The 24,596-nt window shown below is 62.3% G+C and carries 17 protein-coding genes and 1 riboswitch; of the genes, 9 read left to right on the forward strand and 8 right to left on the reverse strand.

Annotated elements, in window-relative coordinates:
• Positions 1 to 2 precede the first annotated feature (2 nt).
• From flgK to rfaE1, 4 genes are all read left to right on the forward strand, one after another.
• A complete protein-coding gene (gene flgK, locus HKD27_RS03090; RefSeq protein WP_194688506.1) occupies positions 3 to 1,532 on the forward strand; it encodes a flagellar hook-associated protein FlgK in 1,530 nt (509 codons plus the stop codon).
• 2 nt (positions 1,533 to 1,534) lie between these two features.
• Positions 1,535 to 2,596 carry a flagellin gene (locus HKD27_RS03095; RefSeq protein WP_194688505.1) on the forward strand — a complete coding sequence of 354 codons (1,062 nt, stop codon included), beginning with the start codon at positions 1,535 to 1,537 and terminating at the stop codon, positions 2,594 to 2,596.
• A gap of 66 nt (positions 2,597 to 2,662) precedes the next feature.
• Positions 2,663 to 4,534 (forward strand): molecular chaperone HtpG, encoded by a 1,872-nt coding sequence (htpG, locus tag HKD27_RS03100; protein WP_194688504.1) that lies wholly within the window; start codon positions 2,663 to 2,665, stop codon positions 4,532 to 4,534.
• Positions 4,535 to 4,665: 131 nt separating this feature from the next.
• A complete protein-coding gene (gene rfaE1 / locus HKD27_RS03105; protein WP_194688503.1) occupies positions 4,666 to 6,105 on the forward strand; it encodes a D-glycero-beta-D-manno-heptose-7-phosphate kinase in 1,440 nt (479 codons plus the stop codon).
• Between the two features lie 15 nt (positions 6,106 to 6,120).
• On the opposite strand, the gene HKD27_RS03110 is transcribed toward rfaE1, so the two are convergent.
• From HKD27_RS03110 to HKD27_RS03135, 6 genes are all read right to left on the reverse strand, one after another.
• On the reverse strand, positions 6,121 to 6,999 hold the full coding sequence (locus HKD27_RS03110) for a helix-turn-helix domain-containing protein (protein WP_194688502.1): 879 nt from the start codon (positions 6,997 to 6,999) through the stop codon (positions 6,121 to 6,123).
• Between the two features lie 212 nt (positions 7,000 to 7,211).
• Positions 7,212 to 10,622 (reverse strand): YhaN family protein, encoded by a 3,411-nt coding sequence (locus HKD27_RS03115; protein ID WP_194688501.1) that lies wholly within the window; start codon positions 10,620 to 10,622, stop codon positions 7,212 to 7,214.
• On the reverse strand, positions 10,622 to 11,860 hold the full coding sequence (locus HKD27_RS03120) for a DNA repair exonuclease (protein ID WP_194688500.1): 1,239 nt from the start codon (positions 11,858 to 11,860) through the stop codon (positions 10,622 to 10,624). The genes HKD27_RS03115 and HKD27_RS03120 overlap by 1 nt, the downstream gene beginning before the upstream one ends.
• A gap of 50 nt (positions 11,861 to 11,910) precedes the next feature.
• On the reverse strand, positions 11,911 to 12,417 hold the full coding sequence (locus HKD27_RS03125; protein WP_194688499.1) for a DUF892 family protein: 507 nt from the start codon (positions 12,415 to 12,417) through the stop codon (positions 11,911 to 11,913).
• Positions 12,418 to 12,570: 153 nt separating this feature from the next.
• On the reverse strand, positions 12,571 to 15,084 hold the full coding sequence (locus tag HKD27_RS03130; protein WP_194688498.1) for a TonB-dependent receptor: 2,514 nt from the start codon (positions 15,082 to 15,084) through the stop codon (positions 12,571 to 12,573).
• Positions 15,085 to 15,307: 223 nt separating this feature from the next.
• The gene (locus tag HKD27_RS03135; protein WP_194688497.1) at positions 15,308 to 16,075 is read right to left on the reverse strand and encodes a sulfotransferase family 2 domain-containing protein; all 768 of its coding nucleotides are present in this window, start codon (positions 16,073 to 16,075) and stop codon (positions 15,308 to 15,310) included.
• A gap of 159 nt (positions 16,076 to 16,234) precedes the next feature.
• Positions 16,235 to 16,444: riboswitch (cobalamin riboswitch) on the forward strand.
• A 106-nt stretch (positions 16,445 to 16,550) separates the two neighbouring features.
• On the opposite strand from HKD27_RS03135, the gene HKD27_RS03140 reads away from it, so the two are divergent.
• Genes HKD27_RS03140 through HKD27_RS03155 form a run of 4 tightly spaced genes read left to right on the forward strand, consistent with a single transcriptional unit; the run spans position 16,551 to position 21,174 of the window.
• Positions 16,551 to 18,548 (forward strand): TonB-dependent siderophore receptor, encoded by a 1,998-nt coding sequence (locus HKD27_RS03140; RefSeq protein WP_228518294.1) that lies wholly within the window; start codon positions 16,551 to 16,553, stop codon positions 18,546 to 18,548.
• Positions 18,549 to 18,576: 28 nt separating this feature from the next.
• Positions 18,577 to 19,410, forward strand: coding sequence for an ABC transporter substrate-binding protein (locus HKD27_RS03145; protein WP_194688496.1), 834 nt, complete (start codon positions 18,577 to 18,579; stop codon positions 19,408 to 19,410).
• The gene (locus HKD27_RS03150; protein WP_194688495.1) at positions 19,407 to 20,393 is read left to right on the forward strand and encodes an iron ABC transporter permease; all 987 of its coding nucleotides are present in this window, start codon (positions 19,407 to 19,409) and stop codon (positions 20,391 to 20,393) included. The genes HKD27_RS03145 and HKD27_RS03150 overlap by 4 nt, the downstream gene beginning before the upstream one ends.
• Before the next feature lie 10 nt (positions 20,394 to 20,403).
• Positions 20,404 to 21,174 (forward strand): ABC transporter ATP-binding protein, encoded by a 771-nt coding sequence (locus HKD27_RS03155; protein ID WP_194688494.1) that lies wholly within the window; start codon positions 20,404 to 20,406, stop codon positions 21,172 to 21,174.
• Here HKD27_RS03155 and HKD27_RS03160 read toward each other — a convergent pair.
• Positions 21,099 to 22,121, reverse strand: a complete 1,023-nt coding sequence (locus HKD27_RS03160; protein ID WP_194688493.1) for a bile acid:sodium symporter family protein — start codon at positions 22,119 to 22,121, stop codon at positions 21,099 to 21,101. The two genes, HKD27_RS03155 and HKD27_RS03160, sit on opposite strands and share 76 nt — an antisense overlap.
• Before the next feature lie 97 nt (positions 22,122 to 22,218).
• Here HKD27_RS03160 and HKD27_RS03165 point away from each other — a divergent pair, with 97 nt between their 5' ends.
• The gene (locus HKD27_RS03165) at positions 22,219 to 24,159 is read left to right on the forward strand and encodes a glycoside hydrolase family 32 protein (protein ID WP_194688610.1); all 1,941 of its coding nucleotides are present in this window, start codon (positions 22,219 to 22,221) and stop codon (positions 24,157 to 24,159) included.
• Between the two features lie 60 nt (positions 24,160 to 24,219).
• Here HKD27_RS03165 and HKD27_RS03170 read toward each other — a convergent pair whose 3' ends face one another.
• A complete protein-coding gene (locus tag HKD27_RS03170; protein ID WP_370544224.1) occupies positions 24,220 to 24,585 on the reverse strand; it encodes a DUF6624 domain-containing protein in 366 nt (121 codons plus the stop codon).
• Positions 24,586 to 24,596 lie beyond the last annotated feature (11 nt).

Raw genomic sequence — 24,596 nt, forward strand, 5'->3', positions numbered from 1 at the left:
CCATGGGACTGAACAGCGCACTCTCGATTGCAACGTCCGGCCTGAACGTCGTTCAGAATGCCATGGCCGTTGCGTCCAACAACGTCTCCAATGCGGGAACAAGCGGTTATATCAAGGAAAACGCCAACGTTCAGTCCCTCGTGGCTGGCAATACGGGTAGCGGTGTCCGCACCGTTGCCACGACGCTGGCCACGAACGAGCAGGTCCAGAAGGCACTTTATGCCCAGAACGCGGATGTCGCAGCCTATACGGCCACGAGCAATTCCCTGGCCAACATCACGGCACTTCAGGGCTCTACCAGCGCCACATCCGGCAGTAGTGGAACGCTGTCTGATGAACTGGGCAATCTTCAGTCCGCCCTGACGTCCCTGACCTCCACTCCGGACAGTGCCGCCGCCCAAAGCACTGTCGTGTCCGCCGCCTCCACCTTCGCGCAGTCCGTCAACACCTTGGCCTCAGCCTATCAGACCCAGCGTCAGACGGCTCAGGATACTGTCGTGTCCTCGGTTTCGGACATCAACACAGATCTCACCACGATCGGCGCCCTGTCCACCAAGATCATGAATCTCAAAAGCACCGGTCAGGATACGGCCGCGCTGGAAAACCAGCGTTACACGGCCCTGTCGTCCCTTTCTTCGGAACTTTCCGTCTCCTGGTCCGAATCCGCAAATGGCGACATGACCATCTCCACGGCGGATGGCGTGACGCTGCCGACGCGCGACACCAGCAGTACCCAGGGCGCAACCGTATCCTCCACCTGGCCTCTCAGCACGTCAGAGGCCCAGATTTCGGTCAGCACAACCTATCCCGGCACGTCTTCCAGCAACAGTATTCCCGCCATCACTCTGAACGGTCGCGACGTCACCACGGATCTGACGGGTGGAACGCTGGGCGCAAACATCACTCTGCGAGACACGACCCTTCCTACCATGCAGGCCCAGCTGGATTCACTGTCCTCGACCGTCGCCACCCGTCTGAGCGATCAGGGCATGCCTCTTTTCACATCCGGCGCAGATGGCGACGTTCCGGGCACATCGCAGACGGACCTCACGCCGACCGGAAGCGTCGGCTTCTCGCAGGAAATGACCGTCTCCAGCGCCTATTCCGATGATCCGTCCCAGTTGCTCGACAGCAGCACATCCGGCACGCAGACCATCCAGAATGTCCTGAGCTACGGTTTCGGAACCACATCCGATTCCTCCGGCACCGCCCAGACGGCAGCGCCGAGTACGAACCTCGGACTGACCGGAAGCCTGTCCACGGGCTATACGGGAAATCAGGGGATCATCTCCCTTGCGACATCTCTCACGGCAAAACAGGCCGCCACCGCCAGCGATGCCAGCAGCGGCCTCGCCCTCTCCCAGACAACACAGACCAGCCTGACGTCCAACCTTTCCGGAACATCCACGGTCTCCGTGGACACGGAAATGGCCAATATCGTCACCCTGCAGAACGCCTATGCGGCCAATGCCAAAGTCGTATCAACCGTCCAGACAATGTTCAGCGCCCTGCTGAGCGCAATCGGAACCTGATCATGACCGGAACCATCTCCAGTTTCGGCTTCGGAGGAATCTCCAGCCAGCTTCTTCTGGGTGTCCAGAACCTTTCGCAAAGCCAGAGTTCGCTCCAGCTCGAAGCCTCGACCGGCGTTCTCTCCAGCAGCTATGCCGGTCTCGGCGCATCCCGAACCCAGGCCCTCGCCCTTCAGCCGGCCATCACGCAGGTATCCGCCTGGACGAACAACGTCACGAACGCCCAGAATACCCTGACCACGACCCAGACAGCTCTGTCGCAGATTTCCACCATTGCCAGCGATCTGACGAGTTCGCTGTCCACGCTCGGCAGCACGCTGACCTATTCAACCGTTACGACGGCCGCCACCGCCGCCCAGTCGGCCCTGACGTCGCTCGGCAACCTGCTGAATACGAAACAGGGCGACAGCTATGTCTTCGCCGGGCAGCAGAACACGACCGCCCCCGTAAGCACCGATCTGGGCACATCGGATCTCGCCACCCAGATCGAACAGGCCGTCAGCCAGCTCGGCTCCACCAGTGCGGACGACGTGCTCAGCACGACCGAGGATCTGGCCAGCAATACCGCCGCCGGGCAGCCCTTTTCCGCAGCGGTATCCACGTCCCCCGATCAGGCCTACCAGCAGAAAATGCAGGTCGTCGTCGGTCAGTCCGAAACGGTCTCCGTGGGCATGGTCGCCACCCAGAGCGCAACCTCGACCTCCACCACGTCGCCCATTCGCGACCTGATGCGCAACCTCATGGTGGTCGCCTCCCTCGGCTCGTCTTCCACCAGTGCAAGTGACTATTCCAGCCTGATTTCAGGCCTCCAGAGCTCCATGGAAACCGTAACGAGCGGCCTGGGAGACATGAGCGGCCTTCTCGGCGTCCAGCAGAACAGCCTGACAACACAGGCCTCCATGCTGAGCCAGATGTCTTCCGCCCTGACCACCCAGCTCGGGCAGGTCAAGGATGCCGATCTGGCGCAGGTTTCCACGCAGGTGACGGACACCAACAACCAGCTTCAGGCGTCCTATTCCCTCATCGCCGACATGAAGGGCATGACGCTCGCATCTTACCTCTGATGCCGGTTGAAAATCCGTTTGTGACATCGCATATCGAAGTCACTTTCCTGTACGGAGACTGATGAGATGAGTGAAACGAATACCCAGAAGGCAGCCGAAAAGCACGAGTTCAGTGCCGAAGTCGGACGTCTTCTGGATCTGGTGGTCCATGCCCTTTACTCGGATCGTGAGATCTTTCTGCGTGAGCTCGTCGCCAACGCGGCCGATGCCACGGACAAGCGCCGTTTCGAGGCCCTGACGGACAGCGCGCTGGCTCTCCCGGAAAATGCGTCCATCCGCATCAATCCGGACAAGAGCCAGAAAGAGCTGACCATTTCCGATGATGGCGTGGGCATGACCCATGACGAACTGTCCCAGAACCTCGGCACGATTGCCCGTTCCGGCACCCGCGCCTTCGGTGAGAAGCTGAATGCCGCAAAACCGGAAGACCGTCCGAGCCTGATCGGCCAGTTCGGTGTGGGCTTCTACGCGGCTTTCATGGTGGCGGACCGTGTGGACGTCACGTCCCGCAAGGCCGGTTCCGACGAAGCCTGGACCTGGTCGTCCGACGGCAAGGGCGCCTTCACGCTCACCCCCGCCTCCCGCTCCACGCTGGGCACCGACATCGTCCTGCACATGAAGGACGATGCAGACGAGTTCCTCGACAGCTGGCGTCTGCGCTCGATCATCCGCAAATGGGCAGACCACATCTCCTGGCCCATCACCCTGCGTGAAACCAAGGAAGACGGCACCACCGAAGATCAGGCCGCCAATGAAGGCACGGCCCTGTGGAGCAAGCCGAAATCCGAGATCACGCCGGAACAGTATGCCGAGTTCTACCGGCACATTTCCCACGCCTTTGACGAACCCTATGCGACGCTGCACTGGCGCGCGGAAGGTGTGACCGAATTCACGGCCCTGCTGTTCCTGCCCAGCGCCCGCCCGTTCGACTTCATGGAGCAGTCCCGCGAAAGCCGGATTCATCTGCATGTCCGCCGGATGTTCATCACCGACGAAGCCGAACTGGTCCCAAACTGGATGCGCTTCGTGCAGGGCGTGGTCGACACCGAAGACCTGCCGCTCAACGTCTCGCGTGAAATGCTTCAGGCTACCCCGGTCCTGGCCCGTATCCGCAAAGCCGTGACCAAACGCGTCCTGAGCGAGATCAGCAAGCGCGCGAAGGAAGCCGATAGCGGTTTCAACACGTTCTGGGAAAACTTCGGCGCCGTCATCAAGGAAGGCCTGTGGGAAGACGCCGAACACCGGACGGAAATCGCCGGTTTCGCCCGCTTCCACTCCACCTACAGTGACGACCTGATCACGCTGGACGATTACATCTCCCGCATGAAGGATGGTCAGGACACGATCTATTACCTGACCGGCGACAGTCTCGACGCGCTCAAGTCCTCGGCCCAGCTTGAAGGCTTCCGCGCCCGCGGCCTCGAAGTCCTGCTGCTCTCCGATCCGGTGGACGGCTTCTGGCCGGAGCGTCTGTCTTCCTATCAGGAAAAGCCCCTGCGCTCCGTCACCCACTCCCATGGCGATCTGGAGAAGTTCGAGTCTGTGGAAGCAGACACGACCGAAGCCGCAGACGTTGAAAAGCTGGTCCCGGCCCTCAAGGACGCGCTTGGCGATCAGGTCAAGGACGTTCGGAGCACCGTCCGCCTGACGGGGAGTGCCGTCGTCATCACGTCCGATGGTGGTCCGGATCTGACGATGCAGCGTCTGATGCGCCGTTCGGGTCAGGCCATGCCCACCATGCCGCCGATCCTCGAGATCAACCCGAAACACCCGCTCATCAAGGCCTTGGCCGAGCGCGTCGCAAAGGGCGAGAGCGTCAAGGACTATGCGACCGTCCTGCTGGATCTGGCCCGCGTGCAGGAAGGCGAACCCCTTCCTGATCCGACCGGTTTCGGCCGTTCGCTTGCCACGCTGCTGGCCGGTCCTGCCGCAGAGTGAGCAAAGACCCGGAGCAATCCATGTCTCCGGTCCGGTTCGTAAAAGGCGAGGGAGTCATCCCTCGCCTTTTCTTTTTCATGCGCTCCTGTGAGATATGGAACGCCAGACATGACTGAGGGAGTAGCAGGCCTGTGATCGACGATTTCCGCTTTGGCCGCATTACGGTAATCGGTGACCTGCTGCTGGATCAGTATATTTCAGGCGGCGTCAGCCGGATTTCCCCAGAAGCCCCCGTTCCCGTCGTCCTGCATGACGGTCTGCGCTGTGTGCCGGGCGGTGCGGCGAATGTGGCGGTCAACGCCGCTGCCCTGGGCGCCCAGGTCCATCTTGTCGGTCTCGTGGGCGAGGATGATTCGGCCGCGCGCCTGAAGGAAAACCTGAAACTCTGGCCCACCATCGAGACGGACGGCATCGTCTCGTCCCCCGACTGGACCACCATTACCAAGACCCGCGTCGTCAGCGGCCGCCAGCAGATCGTGCGCATCGACGTCGAAAAGCTCATCCCCCTTTCCGAAACCGTCCAGCAACGTCTCGTGGAAGAAGCCTGCCGCGCGATCGCTGTCTCGGACGTCCTCGTCTGCTCGGATTACGCCAAGGGCGTCCTGACGGATGAGGTCCTGCGCGCCATCATCGCCGCCGGCCGCGAAAAGGGCATCCCCGTCATCGTCGATCCCAAGCGCCACACATTCGAAGCCTATGCCGGCGCCACGCTCGTCACACCCAACCGCATCGAGGCGCAACAGGCCAGCGGCCTGCCGGCGCGCACGGATGGCGAGGTCCTGAAAGTCGCGGAAACCCTGTCCGGCCAGTTCGGCGGGAACGTCCTCGTCACGCGATCGGAAGACGGCATGACGCTCTGGCAGCGTGACGCCAAACCGCTGCATGTTGCCAGCCGCAAATCCGAAGTCTTTGACGTCTCGGGCGCCGGAGACACGGTCGTCGCCACGGTCGCCGCCGTGCTTTCCGCCGGGCAGACGCTGGAAACAGCCGTCGTCATCGCAACCGCTGCGGCGGCCTTGTCCGTCAGCAAGTTCGGAACCGCCACGGTCTCGCGCGAGGAACTCTCCCGCGAACTGCTGCAGGAAATGCCCGAAACAGGCGCCCTCGTGCCGGTCGAACAGGCGGCCCGCATCGTGGAAAGCTGGCACCGGCACGGCGCGAAGGTTGTATTCACCAACGGGTGCTTTGACCTGGTCCATCCCGGCCATGTCAGCCTGCTTCAGGCGGCGGCCCGTGAAGGAGACCGGCTGGTTGTGGCCCTCAACACGGACCGCTCCGTCAGCCGGCTGAAGGGCCCGACCCGCCCGGTCCAAAAGGAAGAGGCCCGCGCCCGGGTCATCGGCGCCCTGCGTTCGGTCGATCTCGTGGTGCTGTTCGACGAAGACACCCCTCTGGAGGTCATCCGCACCCTGAAGCCGGATATTCTCGTCAAGGGCGCGGACTACACCGAAGACCAAGTGGTCGGTGCCGATGTGGTCAAAAGTTATGGCGGCAAGGTCGTGCTGGTGGACCTTGTCGAAGGCCAGTCCACCACCCGCCTCGTCCGGGGCATGCAGTCAGCCCCGTCCTGAGCGGCCCCGTTCTGGTTAGCGTCGGCCTGACGATCCCGTCTGTTCCAGCCGCCCCAGCCGCAAGGCGGAGCGCTGCCGGATTTCCCGCGGGGACGCCCCGAATTTCTGCCGGAAACGCCGGGAGAAATGCGCGGCATTGCGAAACCCATGGTTCAGCGCAATCTGCGCGATCGGCAGCGCATCATGCGTCGGGTTCGTCAGATCCGCATGGATCCTCTCCAGCCGCCGGTTGAGGATCCACCCCGCGACCGCTCCCTCCTCGCCATCGAAAAGCTGATAGAGCGCCCGGGTGGAAATCCCCGATGCTTCCGCAATGCTCTGCGGCGTCAGATCATGCTCGTGCAGGCGTGTCTCGATATAGTGGCGGATATGCTTCTGTCGATGCCGCCGCCGCCCCGCCACACTGACTTCCAGTTCCAGACAGTCCAGGATCGTCGTGATCAGCAGATCCGTGACATGCTGCATGAGGCGCTGGCGTGTCTGCGGAATCGTGCCTTCCAGCACCCCGGCTTCAAGCATGGACCCCGCGGACAGCAGGAATGCCCCCGGCCCCTTCTCCATGTTGAAAGACAGGGGTGGCAGCCCCGCGAGCATCGGAAGATACCGCAACAGCGCGCTGCGCGTGACACTCAGCAGAAAGACATCCGCCGTGGGCTCGACAGGTGGCGGTGTGGTCAGAGTCGAGAACTGGTGCTGATCCAGGTAAAGCCTGCCCGTGGACTGCCGTGACAGCACCAGAACCGCCCGCTCCTGCTTCAGAATTTCCGCAATAGCCGTTGACAGGGCCGTGCTGAGACGAACGACGATCGGGTCCATTCCACGGGGCGGCGCCGCAAGGGTCGCGAGTGGGATGATGCGCTGTGCATTCAGGCTACCACGGGGGCTTTCAGTCACGACCGTGCTCCGTGAAGGAAAGTGGGAATGCCGTTAAACACCATTTTTAATAGTAAAACCAGTCAAAACACCCATGTCAGGATGGCTATATGGAAAATCAGCTCAAAGGAAAATAGCCAGACTGTATTTCATACTATTTCGTCACTCGGTGTCATTCACAAAACTGGGAAGCATTGGAATGTCATAAAGTAAATATTTTTTTAGAAACGGAATTATAGTTCGGTCAGACAGCCAATTTCTTTCGATTGATTTAAGATATACCCATGATGGGTAAAAAACAGAACCTGTGTTTTTTCCGAAATCTCCGCCAGAATCTTCAGACCCGCCTCCGTGCGCTCTTCATCGAACGTCACGAACAAATCATCCGCAAGGAAAGGCAGACGGATTCCGCGCTCCAGAGCCTGCTCGACCGACGCCAGACGCAGCGCCAGATAAAGCTGGTCGCGCGTGCCCTCGCTCATGGCGTGAACCGGAACAAGCGCCGTGTTCCCCGGCCGGCACCCTGCCAGCACCAGCCCGTCCGAACCGTCCTCTTCCGTCGCAAGCCCCACGTAACGCCCAAGCGTGAGCCGCGAAAACAGCGCCCCCGCGCGGGACAGCAGCGGTCCGTGAGCCTGCTGTCGCCCCTGCTCCACCAGCCGCGACAGCATCAGCTGCTGAAGCCTGAGCGAGACATAGCGGCTGGCCCGCTCGGCAATATCCGCTTCCGTCTCCTGGATTTCCTCGGCCGTCTCATGAACGCCCCGGGCATTTTCCAGATCGTCCAGAACCTTGCGCGCGGTAAACAGACGCTCGTCCACCTCCGACCTGCGGGCGTTCAGCGCCACCGTTTCCGCCTCGATGGCCTCGAACTCCTCTTCAAGCTGCGCCGGGTCCGTCTCGCGGGCCTCTTCCAGAAGAACGTCGATCGGCCGGCCATTTCCGGCCTGAAGGATCTGATCGCGCAACTCGTCACGTCTGTCGCACAATGCAGCCCGCTCGCACGCCCGCGACAGCGCATGACGCAGATCATCGTCCGGCCCCAGACCCAGCGTTGACCGCACAGGCGCCACCTCCGCCACCAGCGATGCAATCTTCAGATCCTTCTGCGCAACCTCGGCCTCAAGCGCGGCATGAGCCTGAACCACATTCTGCCGCTTCTGCTCGCGGGCCAGCGCATGCGTCAGGAAAGCCTCCAGTTCGGCCGCCGATCCCTGCCCGTGGCGCTGAAGGAACGTCCCCAGTTCCGTGCGGAACGCCGCAATATCGCGCGTCTCGGCGGCCTGTTCCTTCTGTTCGCTTTCCATCCGCGTCTGGATCACGCGCGCATCATGCACATCCCGCAGATCCGCCCTGTCCGGCCGCCCCGGATAACGACAGGCCTGACAGGCCAGCGCCCAGTCTTCGTCCCACTGCGCCAGTTTGCGCTCCAGTCCGGCAAGCGCCGCCGTGCCTTTTGCCACAGCCTCCTGCAACCGGCGCTGATCCGCATTCCGGGCCTCATTCTGCTTGGCCACGGCCTCGTCGCGCTCCAGAACCGACGCCGCCTGCCGGATCTGAACCGCCAGCCGGTCGGACGGGCATGCCGGCACGAAAGCCTGCAACCGTCGCCGCATATCCGCCCGGGTTTCCGTCGCGGCCTGCAACTGGGCCCGCGTGCCCTGCAACTGCTCTTCGGCCGCAAGCGCCGCCTGACGGCGCGTAATCCAGACCTGAAGCGGAGCAGGAGGCAGGACTGGCGCGCCCAACGTCCCCAGCAGAGCCGCCCACGCAGCATCACGCCGATCCAGTTCCGCTTCCGCATGCGCCGCCCTGCGCCGGGCCTCTCCCGCCTTCAGCGCCAGATCCTCAACCTGACGCGACAGCGCCGCAAGCTGCGCCGACTGCTCGGCATGGTCATGACGCCGATCCGCCAGACCATCCGCATTCTGGACCAGAACACCAAACGCCTCCCGCATCGCCGGAGGCGGACAGGCCCCGGACTGGAAATGACGCTCCATTTCCTGCCACAGCCGGTCACGTTCCTGCCGCGCCGCGGAAAGCTGCTCGCGTGAAACGGCCTGTCCGCCTTCCTCAAGCCGCCGCCGCTGCTGTTCCAGATGCGCGCGTTCCGTCTCCGCCGCCTGTTCGTCCTCGCGCGCCACCCGGCGCTGCTCTTCCAGCCCCGCCCGGAGCCGCGCTTCTTCTTCGAGCGCAGCCATGTCCGGCAATGCAAACGCCGTCAGCTCGGCCTTCCGGTCCGCGCCTGTCGCACGCCAGGGCAACAGCGCCCCATACGCAGAAGCCGTGACGTCTTCCTGCCGCGCAATCGCCTCCGAAAGACTGTCGATCCGCTCATCCAGCGGACCAAGGCTCCGCGCCTCATCCAGTTCCAGCCGGAACAGACGCAGACGCTCCCCGTTTCCATTTCCATCCGTATCCGAAACGGATTGCGGGTGAAGTGCATTCAGCGCCTGCTCCGTCTCCCGGAGCCTGTCCCGCAGATCCTGCTCCTGCGTGTGCAGCAGCGCGCGCTCCTGAAGCCGCCGGTCCAGATCATCCAGCTCCGACAGGTCTGGCAGCACGTCCGGCTCACAGCTATGCCGTGCCCAGAACTGCTCAAGCCAGATCCCGTCCCGCGTCAGCCGCGCCTGACGGTCCCCTGCCGCCGCCTCAAGACGCTCAACCAGAACACCCCGGCCTAGAAGTGCGCGGATGGCATCCTGCTCCGCCAGAACGGGATGCGGCTCGCCACAGTCCCGGACCTGCCCGGACACCGCCTCAAGTTTCTGGCGCGCAGCCGAAAGCGCCTCTTCTTCCCGGTGCAGGTTTTCCAGGATTTTTTCAATCCGTACACAGTCCTGAACCGTCAGATCCCAGTGCGGAAATGCGGCGATCTCCGCTTCCGTCTCCATCAGTTTCTGAATCGGAACGGATGTCATTCTCAGACGCGAGTTTGTCCTGCGACGCACGCCAAGAGCCTGCGCTTCCTTCTCACAAGCCAACCGTTCTGATTCAGAAACAGACAGCGCCCGGTTCGCCGTGGAAAGCTGCCGCGCCGTCGTCGTGTTCTGACGCAGCGTCTGCTGCAACTCCTTCAGCTTCAGTTTCGCCTGCTGCAGGGCCGAGCGCGCGCGTCCGGATTTCCATTCCGAATTGACATCGTCCTGAAGCGTCGCAGCCAGTTTTCCAACGCCTTCAAGACCCAGACCAGCCGCCAGGATCTGAAGCCCCGCATCGTCCTTCAGCCGACGCATTTCCTCGCCGCCGTCCCGCAACCGCGCATGATCCAGCGCCCAGGCTGCCTCGAACCCTTTCGCATCGAGCCCACCCAGCCAGGTCCGCAGCGGCAGATCATCCAGAGGCGTTTTGTCATCGGCTGCAAAAAGCGTCTGGTTCCGTCCCCGACGCCGCACACCTTCAAAAACCGTCCCGTCCTGCTCCAGACACGCCCCGACCCGCAGCAGCGGCGCCGCCGTCATCCAGTCCCCGGCAATATGATGCGGAAACCCGAACAGGAAATCCCGGATCGCACAGAGCGTCGTCGATTTTCCAGCCTCGTTCGGCCCGTAAATGACATGCAGGTCCCGCTTCCCCTTCGGAAAGCTCAGCGTGACATCCTGAAACCCGCCATAGCGCAGAAGATCGAGACGTTCGAAACGCATTATTCCGTCTCCCCCACCAGCCGCGCCCGCAACGCCGCCCGCGCCTCTTCAAGCGGAAACCGCCCGTCCGGCATCAGACTGTCCCGCTCGACACAGGAGGGCAGAGCAGAGAAAAACCCTTCAAACGCCTCGGGTAGGGACGCCAGAAACTCGTCGTCCTGCATCAGCCCCTCAAGCGCCAGATCCAGCTCCCGCGTCTCCGCCACCCCGGCACGATGCACGGGCGCGGACGTCTCGTTGCGGATTTTCTCCAGCGCGATCTGGGCCGTTCCCTGCGCCATCGACACCGCAATGCCCCGCAGATCCTCTTTCCACGCTTGCGACGCGCATAGCCGGTCATGCAGGACGCTCCGCCCCGTCAGCACGATCCGCGCAATGACCGTCCGGCCACCGGCATCGGAGAGCGCGTTTTCCATCGCCTGACGCGCCGCACCCAGAACCGCATCCATGGTCTGCATCCCGCTGACATCCAGCTCCAGCCGGCACCAGCGCACAACATCACATTCCACGAATTCGACGGACCGGACGATCCCGTCCTCAACCGTGACCAGCTCACAGCCACACGCCCCGGTCTCCCGCGCATGACGCCCCTGAAGCACGCCCGGAAACACGATCCACGGATGCTCGCAGACAATTTCGCGCGCATGCACATGCCCCAGCGCCCAGTAATCATACCCCTTGGCCGAGAGCGTCTCGACGGAGCACGGGGCATAGGTCTCGTGCTCCCCATATCCCGAGAGCGACGTATGCAGCACCCCGATATTGAAACACCCCGCCACCGGCGCGGGATAGGATCGCGTCATGTCCTGCGTGACATGACGGTCCCGGAAACTCTGCCCATGCAGCGCCACACCCAGTTCAGGCCAGTGCAGCGTCTGCGGCGCATCATAAGAAAAATGGTCGATCCCCTCCGGCAGCGGCAGTTCGCGCGCAATGACCGACTGGGCATCATGATTGCCCGAAAGCGTCACGACCCGGATCCCCGCCTGAACCAGCCGGCTCAGCGCCCGGACCATGTAAAGCCCGGTCCCCACATCCTGCCAGGACCCGTCATACAGATCCCCCGCCAGCACGACGAAATCGACTTTCTCCGTCAGCGCCGTCTCGACCAGCCGGTCCAGCGCGCGCCGCGTGGAGCCGCGGATTTCCGCTTCGGGAAGCCCCTCATAACGGCTCAGCCCCCGCAGGGGGCTGTCGAGATGAATGTCAGCAGCATGAAGGAAGCGGAATGAGGACATGCGCGAAGTTTACGCCCTCGACGATGTCTTGCAAGCCGCGTTAAGCTGCCTCAGGCCGCAGCCAGATACTGGGCCACGATTTCCGGCATCAGCTCCTCGAGCGCATCGGCCGATGCCGCTTCCTCGTCCTTCAGACAGTCCAGCGCAGCCGCATCCTGCGTAAATCCAAGCTGCCGCGCCAGCACGATCAGTACCTGAAGCGACGCGATCTGATGCGCGCGATACCCGCTCGCCGCCAACACGTTCTTCAGAACGTCATGCTCTTCACCCCCATGCAGCAGCCCCGAAACGGTGCTGAGAATGGACGAGACGGTCTCATGGGGAACCGGGGCAGGGTGCCCGTGCCGTGACAGAAGGATCGTGATCTCCCGCGCATGGCTCCGGCCCATCGCCAGATCCTGCTCCATCCGGCTGCACAGCCCCGGATACTGCTCACACACGGGAAGCTCCGAAAGCGCGGTCTCGATCGCCTTGGATTCAATGGACAGGTGATCCCGCAGGGCGCCCAGATAGATGTCCAGAGCTGACCTGTCCGTCGTTTTCGTTCTGCCCACCATGGATCCTTTTCGTCTTTGGTGCGGTCTTAAATGGCCATATTGCCGAATGGAGTGCAAGAGCGCAGAGCGGCCCGCGCGGAACCCTTCCGGTCATGAAAAACCCCATGCCGGAGACCGGCATGGGGTATTCAGGTTCAGCAGGGTCTGAAGAGATCAGAAACCGGCGCTGATGGAGCCAATGGCAGAGAACGGTGCTGCGATCATGTAGGTCGGAGCTGATCCCTTGATCGAGGTGCCGAAGACGCCTGTCTGGGTCGTGGCGTTCGTCGTGGGGCTCAGCGGGAAACCGAGATAATGCTTGTTGGCGATGTTGGTCAGGTTCAGCTTGATGTTCGGAGCCTGCAGGATGCCGAAGTTCTTGAAGCGGTAACCAACCGTGATGTCCATCTTCACGTAACCGGGGATGTGCTGGTCGTCCATGAAGGTGGAATACTGCTTGGCGACGTATTTCAGCTTGTAGGCACCAAAGACATTCCCGTCATCGTAGTCGAGGTTGAAGCCAACCTGATACTTCGGTGTTTCCGGAGCGAACTTGCCACTCGTCTTCAGGTAGTCGGTTGCCTTGCCGCTACCTGCTGCCATGTTGCTCGTGGTGCGGGCATCAACATATTCAAACGAAGCATAGGGACGGATGTGATAGAAAATCGGACGCGTTCCGATTTCGGCATCCACACCGTTCGTGCTCTGGCCGCCGGCATTGATGCTGCTGGAAGCATAACTCAGGCAGGCTGCATCCAGGCACTGGCTCTGGGAGAAGAAGCGGTTCGTGAAGTTGTAGTGGAAATATGTGACCGAGGCCATGACCGTCGGACCCGTATAACGCCAGCCAGCTTCTTCCGAAATCGAGATTTCCGGCTGCAGGTTGGTCGTACCGTGCGTTCCGTAACCACCGTTGCTGTAATAGGTGCCAGAGTCATAAAGTGACGTGTTCGTCGGGATACGGAAGTTCGTGGATCCCGAGACGAAGACCTGCATTTCCGGATTGATCTGGTAACGGATCGCAGCGGTCGGCAGCGGCTCATAATACGTCTTGTTGATATACGGTCCGGTAGACGTGTCGGGCAGCATGTTGTGTGCATCGCGTGTCACGATGGCATATTTCAGGCCGGCATCGATCGTCAGCTTGTTGTGCAGCAGTGACAGGCTGTCACCGATGAACATGGTATGCGTCCGGGTCTGCGTCAGGCTCGCGCGGTACTGATAGGTCGTTCCGTCACTGAACACATAGTTCGGACCATTGCCCAGAATATCCCAGGGCGTGCCGTCGGCACCGATGCCTGTTGCAGGCTCGGTCTGGAGCTGCTTGGCATATTCGAACCAGTAGCCGACCATAAGACGGTTGGCGCCGGTCGTCAGTGTCAGTTTGGTGACGGCGCCAGGACGGTAGGTCGTCGTGACAGCCGTTTCAAAAACCTGGGTTCCCTTGGCCGGCGTCTTGCCGTCCAGTGTACCGCTCATTGCCGTGGCGCCCCAGCTGGTCGGAACGGAGTAGGAGCTGCCGCCGCCGCTACCATAGCCGTACCAGAAATAAGGGGTTTCGGTCAGGACAAGATGGTCTGTCAGCTTGAACGTGGACGGAGCACTGGCATAGATGTTGGTGAACGGGTTGGCATGCAGCTTGTAGTAGCTGGAGTCCTTGTAAACACCGTTATAGACCGTGTTGGAAATCGTGGCGCCGCTCGTATTCTTGAACGTCGTGCCATTCGGCCGCGTACAGGTTGCACCGCTATAGCAGGATGCAACGTACTGGTCCTTTACGCCCAGACCATATGCATCCCAGGATGCGAGGTTCACGCTCGGGTTCGAATAGTTGTACAGACGGTTGCCGACGATCGCGAGCGAGACGCGGTTGCCGTCTCCCCAGTCATTTACGACCTTGGCTTCAGCATGCAGCTTGCGGTTCGTTGCCTCGGAATGGACGGCGTCTTCCGTAGCGTAAGAGCCGGAGAAATAGGCGCGGACGTTGGTCTGGCCGATCTTGCCGGTATCCAGACGCAGGAAGCCGCGTGTGTAGTCATATGAACCGTAGGAAACGTCGAACGCGCCGCCCTTCTTCATCTTCGGATCGATCATGTACATGTCGACCACGCCACCGGTAGCGCTCAGATGCGGGCTGTCGAGATCGGCGGAACCCTGTGCGAGGCTGACTTTGCGCAGGTTCTCGGAGTCCACGATTTCCTGGGAATAGACCGCGAAGGAGCCGATGTCGTTGATCGGAAAACCTTCAAGCGTGAAGCCCATCTGTGACTGGTCGAGGCCGCGGGCGCTCATGTGGCTGCCCGTCAGGCCGGCCGGATCGGAAGACGTAACGTTCGCACCTGGAAGCAGCGCGATCAGCTGCATCGGGTCCTGGCCCGGGGCCTGCTTTTCGATGTAGTCGCGGGAGATGGCCGAAACGGACTTCGCGGAGTCCTGTTTCTGCATCAGGCCACCACCGACATCGCGGCGCGTTACGCCATCGAAATAGGTATGATGACCGCTGACGGAGACATGTTCTTCATGTTCGTCTGTTGGAGCCGTATTGCCCATCATGGACGGGGCGGCAGCAGCGACTTTCGCGGGACCCTTCTTGGAAGAAGGGGCCGTGCTGTCTGCGGGTGCGGCAAATGCCGACACCGTACCGAACGCAAACAGGGCCGAAGTCGAAAGCAGGCGAGCAAGGCGCATCGTATTTTCGGTCTTTCTCGGTCAGGTGAACTTTCAACCGAGAAAAAGCATGAGTACCGGCTCTATTTCAATCAGATGTGGAGTGATACAGTATGACATGAAAGGGATATGGCAATTTAGTCACATTTCGCTGATGTAACGGCGCGAAATGGCAGGTAACTCCCTGCGTATTGTGACATTTGGAAGACATGACCCGTTTTTCTGGGGCGATCGTTTCAAAAAGTCATTCTGCCGGACGCAGTGCCTCGTCTGCGCTGTAGAGCTGTCGAATCCTTTTTGCCTGCGCGGCCGTGGGGACGACATCGTGGCTGTTGCCGTTCAGATGGGGAATGGTTTTGCCCTTCAGGACAGGCACCAGATCGGGCAGGGACGAGATCCGGTCCATCGAAAACAGCTGATCGACGGCAAGCCGGCCATTGCGGTCGCAGACATACAGAGTCTGTGGACGGAAGACATGGTCCATCTCGTAAACCGACGAACAGGATTCCACATGGTCGATGGCATGATCCAGCGTGTGGAACGAGCGGTAGAGCGCGTTGACGGAAGGATGGATTTTCACCCGTGACGTTCCGCCGCGACGGGCAAAGGCCCATGCGGAAACGAAACGCTTCACGGGATCGCGCCAGATCGCGAAGCTGGGAAGGGTCCGGCACAGATCGGGCGCGACATGCTGATAATAGCGCCAGGTCTCATGCATCATGATCCCGCCATACAGCAGGTCGCAGATCGACGTGCCGCCGTTCTTGGGAACATGGATAAACAGCGCCCCGGCTTCGCGGATGCGTTCGATCCGCTGAAGGCGTTTGCGGCCCAGCGGCAGTCGCAGTTTCAGATCGGCGGCCCGGGCATGGACGTCGTTATACTGCCGGACCCGGAAGGTGCTGCATAACAGGCGCTGGGGAAGACCGGGCCCCTCTGCTTTCATGCCATCGCATCCTGTCGGAAGGTCGCGGTCCTGGTGAACCGTCTGGGCAGCAGAAGGGGTCGTCATGATCGTGTCCTGATCCTGTATCCGATGGCAGGAACACTGACGTCCGGGGATATTCGAGGCAAAGGCCGTATTGTAACAGAATGAAAGCCATGTTGCAGAGTTGTGCGGTATCAAATCAGCCAGAAATGGATGTTTGTGTTTGACTTGTGCCGCCCGGGGCGCTTCATGACACCTGACGGTGCCCGGTCTGCCGGGTGAAAAGGGAACGCAGTGCAAAACTGCGGCTGCCCCCGCAACTGTAAGTGCTGACTGTCGCTCCGTAACGGGCGAACAGTACGGCTTCAGGAAAGAACCCACTGGCCAGGTGCCGGGAAGGGGCCTGAGACCGGAGCGCGAGCCAGGAGACCTGCCGTCAGCATGAGTTGTCCGAAGGACGGTCCGGGCGGGGTGCATCGGAACGCCGGGTCAGGCCCTGTCACTGCGGGTCTGCCTCCTTCTTGAGGGCGACGCAGAACGACGAGACATTACTATCGCCATGCCCCGTATTTCCTGCCTTCTTTTCGCGACGAGCATGCTTGTCGCCGTTCCCGCGCTGGCGTCCGTCCCGGCCCAGGAACCGGCACCGCCGCAGAAGCCCAAGGCACCCCCGGCCGCTCCCCGGACGACAGCCACCAATGCCCCGCAGACCACGCCGGACGCCGTGACCGCCACGGTCCCCGAGACCGTCACCGTAACGGCCAACCGCATCCCGCAGGACATCAGCAAGGTCGGCTCGCAGGTTACGGTTGTGACCCAGCGTGACATTGAACTGCTGCAGCGGCGCGACCTTGCGGACCTTCTGGCGCGTGAGCCGGGCCTGAACATGGTGCGCACGGGCGGCCCCGGCGGGACGGGGTCGATCTTCATGCGCGGGGTCAATTCCAATGAAGTGAAGGTGCGGCTGGACGGGATGGACATCAATGATCCGTCCACGCCGGCCGGGGCATTTGATACGGCGCAGTTCCTCACCGATGGTCTGGCCCGGGTGGAAATCCTGCGCGGACCGCAGAGTGGTCTTTATGGTGCAGATGCGATGGGCGGCGTCATCGACATGACGACCAAGCAGGGGCAGGGACCGCTGCACGGTTTTGTCCGTCTTGAAGGTGGCAGCTATTCCACCAAGAACGAGACGGCCGGGTTTTCGGGTTCGCTCCATCGTTTCCACTATATGGTTGAAGTCTCGCATAACCATGTCGGCGACTATCAGGCCGTGCCGAAAGCCATCCGCGCGCAGGTCCAAGGCCATGATGTCGCGTCCAACCGCAACGATAACCGCACGGCCAATGTACGCCTCGGCTATGACGTGACGGACAATTTCGATCTCGGCTTTACGGCCCATCTGACGCAGGCGGATTACGAATACGTCGCCGACGATTACAGCTCCTACCCTACGCTGCCGTCAGCCCAGCAGAACGAGAGCGACCTCAAACAGGCCATCCTGCGCGGTACTGCTCATCTGAAATCCTTCAAGGGCGTGTTCGAGCAGACGCTGGGCGTTGGTTACATCACTTATGACCGCCATGACATTACGGCTGGCGATCCGGATATCTCGTCCAATCGCGGTGACCGTCTGAAAGTGGACTGGCAGGGCCTGACCCATCTCGGCCATAACGGCTCCTTCCTCGTCGGATACGACTATATCCGCGAGCGGATCATGACCCCGGTTTCCGCCCAGACCACGACGAACGCCGCCTGGGGACAGCTCGAAGGCCACTGGCACGACATCCTCTTCGGCTCAGCCAATATCCGCTACGACAACAATTCCCGTTACGGCAATTACGTGACCTGGCGCGTCGCCCCAGCCGTAAAAATCCCCGGCACCGGCCTGACGCTGAAGGCCAGCGGCGGCTCGGGTTTCCATGGTCCGTCCCTGAACCAGCTCTTCGTCAGCTACCCGGCCTATTACTTCCTGGCCAACCCGAACCTGCGGGCCGAGCGTCTCCTGGGTTTCGATGCCGGGTTTGAAGAGCGCCTTCTGGACGGCAAGCTGACCTTTGGCGCCGACTATTACGGCAACCATATCCGTAACCTCATCAATACCGCGCTGTCGGGCTACAACTATACCTATGTGAACGTCGCCCGTGCCCAGACGCATGGTGTGGAAGCCTTCATCGATTATCGCATCATCAAGAGCGTGGATCTGCGCGGCACCTATACCTGGACTGATGCTACGAACCGCAGCACCGGTGCTGCCCTCGTGCGCCGGCCCCGCCACAAGGCCACGGCCAGCGTCATCTGGACGCCGACCAAGCGCCTGAGCATCACGCCAAGCCTGCTCTATGTCAGCGGCTGGCACGATCTCGACCGTTACACGTCGCTGAACACGATCGCTCATGACTACGTGACGGTGAACATCGCTGCGGAATACAAGCTGGCTGACTTCGTCACCCTGTTTGCGCGCGGGGACAATCTGGGGAACCGGTATTATGAAAACCCGGTCGGCTATCTCCAGCCGGGCCGGTCCTTCTACGGCGGTGTGACGTTTGGCCTTTAAGGCGTTCCTTCACGTCCTTTCAGCCCCGATGGCAGTCCTGCTGCTGTCGGGCCTGATTACGGGTGCGATCGCTGGATCGGCCTGTGCCGGTCCGGTGCGGACCCGTATCGTTTCCCTGAACCTGTGCACGGACGAACTGCTGCTTGAACTGGCAGACCCGTCCCACATTCTCGGTCTCAGCCCATTGGCCACGGACTGCGCAGAATCCGTCCGCTGCGAGATTGCAGCGACATATCCCGTCCAGCGCCCTGACGGCGAGAACCTCGTCGTCACCCATCCGGACGTCGTTCTGGACGGAACATGGCACCGCCCGACGGTCCCGCTCGTGACCAATGCCCTGCACGTCCCGTTCGTCCAGCTTCCGTCCATCGCGTCCCTGGCGGACATTCCCACGCAGATCCGCACGGTCGCCCACGCCATCGGCGAGGACGCACGCGGCGACGACATGATCCGCGCCTTCGCGGCTCGTCTGGAAAGCCTTCATTCCGCCCATCCGGACCAGATCCTGACCGCCACGGTCATCGGTGCCAACCTTGCCGGAGAAGAGGGGGGCCTGATTTCCGATCTGCTGAAGCGCGCCGGCTTTCGCCTGTCCGCATCCGAACGCCCGGACGGCACCATCGCGCTCGAAACACTGATCGCCCATCCGCCCGACCTGTTGGTGACGGGCATGATTTCCGAAGGCGCGTCTCTGGCGGAAGATGCCGTGCATCATCCCGCCCTGCGGGATCGCTTCACGGGCGCGCATCTCCTGGCGCTTCCCGGCCGCCTGACCATGTGCGGCACGCCCGACACTCTCGATGCACTGACCGCCCTGATCGCCGCGCATGACCGTCTGACCGGCACGGAGTCTTCGCCATGAGCCGCTACACACTAACCGTCGCCATATTGAGCGCCGTGGTTCTGGCTCTCGCCATCCTGTCACTGGCCGCAGGCCCAGCGGGGATCGGCGTCGTGCAAGGCCTGTCCGACATGCTGCATGGCCGTGAGACGATCGCCGCGACCATCATCGGTCAGATCCGCCTGCCGCGCATGATCCTCGCTTTGCTGATCGGCGGAACGCTCGGCCTTTCCGGTGCGGCGCTTCAGGGACTGGTCCGCAACCCGCTCGCCGATCCGGGCGTGCTCGGCATTTCGGGCTGCGGTGCGCTAGGCGCCGTACTGGTTTTTTATACCGGCGTCTCGGCAGTCTGGGCGCCCGCGCTTCCGCTGGCGGCTTTGTCCGGCGCCGGGCTCGCCACGCTGCTGCTTCTGGCCCTGACGCGTGGGGGCACGCTCGTTCTGGTGCTTGCCGGTGCGGCGCTGGGCTCCATGAGTGCCGCACTTCTGGCCCTGACGCTCAACCTCGTGCCAAGCCCCTATGCGTCCTACGAAATCATGCACTGGCTCATGGGCTCCCTGTCCCGCGCCAGTCTGCATGACGTGCTGATCGCCACACCGGGCCTCCTGATCGGATCGGCGCTGCTGTTCAGCACCGGACGCTCGCTCGACGCCCTGACCCTCGGCGAAGACGTCGCCCAGACGATGGGCTTCCCCCTACGCGCGGTACAGTGGCGCGTCGTGCTCGGAACGGCGCTCGCGGTCGGCAGTGGTGTCGCCGTGGCAGGCGGCATCGGGTTCGTCGGCCTCGTTATGCCGCATCTGCTGCGCCCCCTCGCCGGAGCCCGCCCGTCACGTCTCCTGCTGCCATCCGCACTCGGTGGCGCGGCGCTCCTGCTGGCCGCCGACCTGTTCGTGCGCCTGCCCGTTAGCGGCGCCGAACTGCAACTCGGTGTGGTGACGTCCCTGATCGGAACGCCGGTCTTCTTCTGGCAGGTCTGGCGCCTGCGGGGACGGCCGGTATGAGGAGCGCGCCATGATCCTCCAGACAGACACGATCAGCCTGACCCTTCAGGGCCACAGACTTCTCAACGATATCGCGCTCGATGTCCGCCCCGGCGAAGTCCTCGGCCTGATCGGACCCAACGGCGCGGGCAAGAGCACGCTCCTGCGCATCATGGCCGGACTGCTCCGCCCCGAAACCGGCCGCGTCCTGCTGGACGGACAGGACCTGTTCACCATGCCCCCCGAAAAGCGCGGCCGCCATCTGGCTTACCTCCCGCAGGAAGCCCCCGCTGCCATCGGCATGAGCGTGCGGGATGTCGCAATGCTCGGGCGTCTGCCCCATCGTCGCACGGCCTCGGCGGAACAGAATGAAACAGCCGTACAGCAGGCTCTGGATGCGGTCGGGATGAGTGCTTTCTCCGACCGCTCGTCGGCCCGCCTCTCAGGCGGCGAACGCGCCCGCATCCTGCTCGCCCGCGCGCTGGCGGTTCAGGCCCCGATCCTGCTGGCGGACGAACCGGTCGCGGCCCTCGACCCCGCGCAGGCCCTTACGGTCATGGACCTGTTCGGCCAATGCGCCGCACAGGGTCAGGCCGTCGCCGTCGTCCTGCACGATCTGGCCCTCGCGGCCCGCTTCTGCACACGCATTGCTGTCCTGTCGCAAGGCCGCCTCGTCAGTATCGGCACGCCTGCAGAAGTCCTGACAGACGCCCTGTTCGCCGAAGTTTACGGTGTGGCGGTGCGACGCTGCGGAGAGGTCGCCGTGCCCTGGTCGCTGGTGTCGAGCGCCCGCCGCCCATAACGCCGGGCCAGCAATGTGCAGGTGAAGAGCTGGATCTGGTGATAGATCATCAGCGGCAGGACGATGATGCCAACCGATGCCGCCGGGAAAATCACGCTCGCCATTGGCACGCCTGACGCCAGCGACTTCTTTGAGCCGCAGAACTGGAGCGCGATCTTGTTTTCCGTCGTCTGTCCCAATCCGTCGCCCATCAGATGCGACAGCACCAGAACCAGCGCCAGCATGAAACTGTCGAGCAGCGCCACTTCCAGAAGATGCACGCCCGAAACCCGGTGCCAGATCCCTTCCACAACAGCCGAGCTGAACGCCGTATAGACGACCACGATGATGGACCCGCGATCGGTGAACGAAATCAGGATCTTGTGTTTCCGCACGATCGGCCCGACCCATTTCTGAAGGATCTGCCCGAGCGCAAACGGAAGCAGCAGTTCCTTGCCCACATCCAGCACGGATTCCAGCGGTGAATGTCCGGCCCCCACATGCCCGAGCACCACGCCCGTCAGCAGCGGCGTGAGCGCAATGCCCGCAATATTGGAAACCGTCGCCGCACAGATCGCCGCCGGAACATTGCCCTTCGCGATGGAGGTCAGCGCGATGGAAGACTGCACGGTGGATGGCAGGCAGCACAGGAACAGGATGCCCGACCACAACTCTTCACCGAACAGCGCATCCGGAAAGACCGCCCGGAACAGCAGATGCAGCCCGATCCCCAGCAAGGGAAACAGCGCGAACGTGCAGAGCAGCACGCTTCCCTGAAGCTTCCAGTCCTTCACGCTGTCCACGATGGCGTGACGTTCGAGTTTCGCGCCCTGGAAGAAGAACATGAACGTGATGAGGATCGTCACGACATGCTGGAGAATGTGCTCCATCTGCCCCCGGCAGGGCAGGAAAGAGGCCAGCGCGATCGCGGCGATGAGGGACAGGAGAAAGGGGTCGAGACGCTTCATGCCGCACTATGTCCGTATCCGGGCCGGACATGCAACGTCCTGCCCCGGGCTCACGCCCGCTCTTTTGAAAACGGGCGTCTCATGTATCCTGTCCGCCATGACAGACCATAATGACCTGCCAGTCCCGGGCCGCCGCCGCGCCCTGACATCCCTTCTTGCCGCCGGAACCGTTGCCGGCACCGTCGGCAGCAGCCTGCGTCTGACGGGGAATGCCAGCGCCGCCGATAAACCGCCGAAAGACACACTCACGTCTCACGGCCATCAGCCGAGCAATGCGCATATCGAACCCGCCGATCAGCCCGGCGCAAATAACAAGCCTGTCATCCGCACCCAGAGCGACTATTTCTATCGCCCCTCCATTCATTTCTCGCCGCCCACCGGCTTCATGAATGACCCCAACGGCCTGATCTTCGATGGCCAGACCTACCATCTCTATTACCAGTACGACCCGACCGCCCCCTACGCCGGACGCGTCCACTGGGGCCACGCCACCAGCACGGATCTCTACACCTGGCAGGACCAGCCCATCGCCATCGACCAGACGGCAGCGGGCGAGGCCTATACCGGCTGCGTCGTGCTGGACCACAACAACGTCTCGGGCCTTTTCCCGCCCCGCAAACCGGAGGTCTCGGCCGTTACTCCGGCCACCCCGACGGCCACGCAGGCCGCCGTGCAGGCGCTCGCCCCGGAACTGCGAAAAACCACGTCCGACACGCCTTACGCGCCCGACAAAATGCCTGCGCTTGGCCCGAATGAGTCCGCCCCGTTCGGCTCGGTCTATGCGCCTCCGAACGGTGCCGAAACCCATGCTGCCCCGCCTGCGCTCCCGCCCATGCCCGGCGGACTGGTCGCGATCTACACGCGCGCCACACCGCAGAGCCAGACGCAGTACATCGCCTGGAGCCCCGATGGCGGCCAGCATTACATCGACTACGACCACAACCCGATCCTGAATATCGGCGTCAATTCCTTCCGCGATCCCAAGGTCTTCTGGCACGAGGCCAGCGGCAAATGGATCATGGTCGTGGTCAGCGCGCGCGCCCACAAGGTGCTGTTCTACGGCTCCATCGACCTGCTGCACTGGATGCATCTCAGCAGCTTCGGCCCCGCCGGTCTGTTCGGCGTGGACTACGAGTGTCCCAACCTGATCGAACTCGACATCGAGGGCGATGAGAAAGGCAGCCGGTGGGTCCTGTTCGTTTCCGTTAATCCGGGTGGCCCGCTGGGCGGCAGCGTCACACAGTATTTCGTGGGCGATTTCGACGGCGAACGCTTTACGCCCGACAACACGGTGATCGGCCTGACGGACTTCGCCAAGGACAGCTACGCCATGCAGGTCTATGACAGCATGCCGGACAACAAGGCGGTCTATTTCGCCTGGTTCGGCAACTGGCAGTACTGCGAGGAAGTCCCCAACCGGAGCTGGCGCGGCCTCATGACGCTGCCGCGCCGCATGTCCCTGCGCCGGGATGAAATGAACTGGCTGCGTCTGGTCCAGCGCCCCTACGGGCTCGAAGCCTTCCGGGGTGAGAAGATCTTGTTCAAAGTGGACCGTATCGCCGCCCAGAGCGGGGTGCAGGTTGCGCTGCCCACCGGCACTGCCATCGAACTGCTCCTGACCGTCACCGTCGATGAGCGCAGCAATCCGCAGCCGGACGGCGAACAGGGACGCGCGGGCCGCTTCGTCATCGTGTTCTCGAACGGGCAGGGAGAGTCCCTCTCCATCGGCTTCGATGCCTTCTCAAGCCAGCTCTGGCTCGACCGCGGCGATCTGCACGGCTTCTCCCAGCCGTTCTTCACGGAGCGCTTTTCCACGCCCCTGATCGCCAACAGCCGCCGCTTCTCCCTGCGGCTGGTGCTCGATGCCTGCGCGCTGGAACTCTTCGCCAATGACGGCCTCTCCGTCGCCACGGCCTTGGTCTTCCCCGCCAATCCGCTGACAACGCTGGGCCTTCAGGCGACCAATACCGGCGCGACCATTGAGGAGCTGGCGCTGTATCCACTGCGCAAAACCATGGATCGTCCGACTGCTCTTTGACGCAGGGATCTGCCCTGCACCCGTCCGAATGCGCAAAGGGGCTCGCCCCCTTCACCCCTTTTAACAATGGGGTGGGAAGTGTGTGAGGTAGGGGGCTTCGGGAGGGAGATTCATGTCCGCCCGTCTTGCATCAAGCGTTTTCGGATTGTCGCCGCCCGCATCCAGCGGGAAAGGGGCGTAATGGTGGCTCTGACATGAAAGCTGGGAGCCATAATGCTGCTTTCCGGTCGTGGCGAGCATGACCCGATCCGTCAGCAGCGCATATCCCTGTTTTGGAAACAGACCCGATCGTGCAAGCGGTTCAAGCTGACGAAGCGCCATGACCTGAAAAACCGGATCCACATCTGCGTGCTGCACCAGCGTCCACAGCATCTTCGCAGGTTTATGCCCCGCTTTCAGCACGCTCGCCCATCCCTGCGTTTCCAGAACATGCCGTG

The sequence above is a fragment of the Gluconobacter sp. R75690 genome (assembly GCF_015244525.1).
In the GTDB taxonomy this organism is placed as follows: domain Bacteria; phylum Pseudomonadota; class Alphaproteobacteria; order Acetobacterales; family Acetobacteraceae; genus Gluconobacter; species Gluconobacter potus.

Coding starts and splice junctions, on each gene's coding strand:
- flgK (WP_194688506.1), top strand. CDS start 3: ATGGGACTGAACAGCGCACTCTCGATTGCAACGTCCGGCCTGAACGTC.
- HKD27_RS03095 (WP_194688505.1), top strand. CDS start 1,535: ATGACCGGAACCATCTCCAGTTTCGGCTTCGGAGGAATCTCCAGCCAG.
- htpG (WP_194688504.1), top strand. CDS start 2,663: ATGAGTGAAACGAATACCCAGAAGGCAGCCGAAAAGCACGAGTTCAGT.
- HKD27_RS03115 (WP_194688501.1), bottom strand. CDS start 10,622: ATGCGTTTCGAACGTCTCGATCTTCTGCGCTATGGCGGGTTTCAGGAT.
- HKD27_RS03120 (WP_194688500.1), bottom strand. CDS start 11,860: ATGTCCTCATTCCGCTTCCTTCATGCTGCTGACATTCATCTCGACAGC.
- HKD27_RS03125 (WP_194688499.1), bottom strand. CDS start 12,417: ATGGTGGGCAGAACGAAAACGACGGACAGGTCAGCTCTGGACATCTAT.
- HKD27_RS03130 (WP_194688498.1), bottom strand. CDS start 15,084: ATGCGCCTTGCTCGCCTGCTTTCGACTTCGGCCCTGTTTGCGTTCGGT.
- HKD27_RS03135 (WP_194688497.1), bottom strand. CDS start 16,075: ATGACGACCCCTTCTGCTGCCCAGACGGTTCACCAGGACCGCGACCTT.
- HKD27_RS03140 (WP_228518294.1), top strand. CDS start 16,551: ATGCCCCGTATTTCCTGCCTTCTTTTCGCGACGAGCATGCTTGTCGCC.
- HKD27_RS03145 (WP_194688496.1), top strand. CDS start 18,577: ATGGCAGTCCTGCTGCTGTCGGGCCTGATTACGGGTGCGATCGCTGGA.
- HKD27_RS03150 (WP_194688495.1), top strand. CDS start 19,407: ATGAGCCGCTACACACTAACCGTCGCCATATTGAGCGCCGTGGTTCTG.
- HKD27_RS03155 (WP_194688494.1), top strand. CDS start 20,404: ATGATCCTCCAGACAGACACGATCAGCCTGACCCTTCAGGGCCACAGA.
- HKD27_RS03160 (WP_194688493.1), bottom strand. CDS start 22,121: ATGAAGCGTCTCGACCCCTTTCTCCTGTCCCTCATCGCCGCGATCGCG.
- HKD27_RS03165 (WP_194688610.1), top strand. CDS start 22,219: ATGACAGACCATAATGACCTGCCAGTCCCGGGCCGCCGCCGCGCCCTG.